General features: G+C 48.4%; 4 protein-coding genes. All 4 read left to right on the forward strand.

The window, feature by feature from the left end; all coding sequences use genetic code 11:
* The coding region (pduL, locus tag M8E35_RS26025; protein ID WP_252473878.1) for a phosphate propanoyltransferase at positions 1 to 559 on the forward strand (559 nt) is incomplete at its 5' end.
* Positions 560 to 561: 2 nt separating this feature from the next.
* Positions 562 to 1,425 (forward strand): flavoprotein, encoded by an 864-nt coding sequence (locus M8E35_RS26030; protein WP_252473879.1) that lies wholly within the window; start codon positions 562 to 564, stop codon positions 1,423 to 1,425.
* A complete protein-coding gene (locus M8E35_RS26035) occupies positions 1,422 to 1,715 on the forward strand; it encodes a EutN/CcmL family microcompartment protein (protein ID WP_229249852.1) in 294 nt (97 codons plus the stop codon). The genes M8E35_RS26030 and M8E35_RS26035 overlap by 4 nt, the downstream gene beginning before the upstream one ends.
* A gap of 10 nt (positions 1,716 to 1,725) precedes the next feature.
* On the forward strand, positions 1,726 to 3,120 hold the full coding sequence (locus M8E35_RS26040; RefSeq protein WP_373887493.1) for a 4Fe-4S dicluster domain-containing protein: 1,395 nt from the start codon (positions 1,726 to 1,728) through the stop codon (positions 3,118 to 3,120).
* Positions 3,121 to 3,189 lie beyond the last annotated feature (69 nt).

The raw sequence follows: 3,189 nt of genomic DNA on the forward strand, positions 1-3,189 counted from the left end.
CTTAGGAACCTCGAATCGCCATATTCACCTCTCTCAGGTCGATATGGAGGCCCTCTTTGGCAAAAACTATACCTTAAGGGTTCAAAAAGAACTCTCTCAGCCCGGCCAGTTTGCAGCTCAAGAAACTGTAACCTTAGTTGGACCTAAAGGAAGTTTGGAAAAGGTCCGTGTCTTAGGACCTGTGAGAAAAAACACGCAAGTAGAAATCAGTGTCACAGATTGTTATAAATTGGGCGTTGAGCCTGTCATCCGAGATTCTGGTCAACATGAAGGAACTCCCGGACTTGAGATCGCAGGTCCAGTCGGTAACGTCAAGCTCGAAGCAGGTGTCCTGGTAGCGAGCCGACACATTCATCTGCACAGTGACGATGCGAAAGAATGGTCGCTGGAGGATGGAGACCGAGTGCGGGTAAAAGTCGAGAGCCAGCGTCCGATGGTCTATGAAGACGTATTGATCCGGGTAAGTGACCAATACCGTAAAGAAATGCACCTGGATATGGATGAAGCCAATGCGGCGCTTATCGACGCAACGAGCCAGGGCAAACTCATGGGGGTATGACCATGAATGAAGAATTGATCAACCAAATCGTGCGCCGTATCCTGTCAGAGCCTTCCTTGCAAGGGTTACTCCAAGGAAACGGAGGCCAGGAAGGGAATCAGACCGTAAGAGCTGAAGCCTTAGTCCTCTTGAACTATGTCTCGGATTTTCCGCGTGTCTTAACTGCAGTTCAACGACAGTGGGGAGCCAACTATAAGCTTAGCATCTTGCCAAGTGACCAGGTTTTCACAGCTAAGCCGGTACTGCCTGCAGGTATGAGTTGGACTACGGTTCAAGACGCTATGGGCAAGTCTGACTGGCAAAAACTAATTCTGCCAACCTGTTCCCCGAATACCTTGGCTAAAGCCGCCTTAGGGATACGAGATAACCCCATCTGTGAAATGATTGGGCGAGGGATAAGTAAAGGATGCTCCATCGAGCTTGTGACGGAGTATCTTGGCTTAACGGCACAAACTCCTCAAGCCTACAGAGACCTCTATGAAGGATATCTGAAAAAAGTACAGACTTACGGCTTCATTCTCAGGGAGACCTTAGGGGAAGATTGCACCTTCACTTCAGATAATAGGACAGTTCCTGTCTTACAAGGCACAAGCATAGGAAGAACAGTCCAACAACAAATAATTCATCCTGAGCAGACATCATGGAGTTGTGAGCAGAAGCAAACGGCCTTATATGCAGAGTGTATTTCCACGCAGAGAGGGATCTGCTTCGAGAAAAAATTCTTGGGTGATAAACAGGCCTATTCGTTTCCTGAAGACTCAAAGATCTTCGTGAAACAGGGAACCGTCATTTCACCGCTGGCCCGAGATACTCTAAAGCTTCGCCGAATTGAGTTGTGTATAGAGAAGGAGGCAGGACGACAATGATTTTAGCCCGTGTTATAGGGAATGTATGGTCTACCCGTAAAGAAGAATCTTTACGCGGTCTGAAGTTTCTTGTCGTTCAACCCGTTACTCTCACTTACGATGAAGCGGGATTACCCAGGCTTATGGAATTTGGAAATTCCCTCGTAGCCGCGGATCAAATCGGAGCAGGAGAAGATGAGATAGTCATGGTTGCCAGCGGCTCCTCGGCCCGGCAAGGGTTAAGCAATCATAATATCCCTGTTGATGCTACTATCGTAGGAATTATTGACAAAGAAACCTTTGGAGCGTGAGCTAGAGTAGGTGAAAGAAAGAGATATGATCGAAGAAATCAAAAACGTCAGTTTTAATGGCTTAAGTATAAACGAGATAAGCGAAGATCAGCTTAGCCTGCATGTAAGGAATGCTGGTGTCGTCGGAGCCGGGGGGGCTGGCTTTCCGACTCATGTCAAATTATCAGCTAAGGCTGAGATCGTCATTGTAAACGCTGCTGAATGTGAGCCCCTGCTCAAAACCGACCAGCAACTTGCCGCGCGCTATCCAGAGCAAGTCGTTAAAGGTCTAAGCATAGCCATGAAAGCAACCGGAGCCCAACAAGGAATTATCGCTTTAAAAGCAAAATATCATGAAGCGATAGCAGCCTTAGAGCCCCTCCTAAGCGCTAACATGCAATTGTCGATCATGCCGGATATTTATCCTGCAGGAGATGAAGTCATCACTATCTGGCTAACAACTGGACGTCGAGTGCCTCCTGGGGGCATACCATTAAATATCGGAGTCGTTGTAAACAATGTTCAAACCCTAATTAATGTGGCTTATGCAGTAGAAGGAAAACCTGTCACCACTCGGACCCTCACGCTCACTGGGGCGGTTAAAAAGCCGATCACAGTCACTGTTCCGATCGGGACCTCCTTGCGCGATGTACTTGAACTGGCAGGCGGTGTTGATAAGGAACTTACATATATTAACGGCGGCCCTATGATGGGGACACTGATTCCTGATCTTTCGGCACCTGTCACAAAAACCACGGGCGGATTGATCGGTCTGCCCAAAGACCATCCACTCATCAAACGAAAAACCATGAGCGTAGAAGCCGTCTTACGGATCGCCAAGACCGTCTGCGAGCAGTGCAATTTCTGTACCGAGCTTTGCCCCAGACACATGATCGGACACGAACTCTCTCCCCATAAACTCATCCGAGCGGTGAACTACAAAAGCATCGGAGATCCGTTGTTGATAACCAGTGCCTTAACTTGTTCCGAGTGTGGTGTGTGTGAAGCCTATGCTTGTCCCGTGGGAATCTCACCCCTTAGAGTGAATGTCGCCTTAAAAGCAGAGCTTCGAGCCCAGGGCATTAAATATCAGGGAGAACTCGGGAAAGAAGATCCGATGGCCAAACATCGCTTAATCCCATCCTCGCGTTTAATGGATCGCTTGAGACTTCGGCCCTGGTATAAAGAAGCCCCTTTATCGTTAGAGGTGTATGAACCGGATGAAGTTAACCTAAAACTTCAACAGCACATTGGCGCACCCGCAGTCCCCGTTGTCAAGGTCGGAGACGTTGTTCGAAGTGGACAACTCATAGGAGAAATCCCAGCAGGTGCACTAGGAGCAAAAGTCCACGCCAGTATAGACGGGACCGTGACGCAAATCACCCCCCAAGCCATTACGATACGGAAAGGTGGTGCTACCAAATGATCCATGCCATAGGGCTGGTCGAATTAACAAGCATAGCACAAGGCATCGAATGTGCCGATATCATGGTCA

The sequence above is a fragment of the Desulfosporosinus nitroreducens genome (genome assembly GCF_023897015.1).
Taxonomy (GTDB): domain Bacteria; phylum Bacillota; class Desulfitobacteriia; order Desulfitobacteriales; family Desulfitobacteriaceae; genus Desulfosporosinus; species Desulfosporosinus nitroreducens.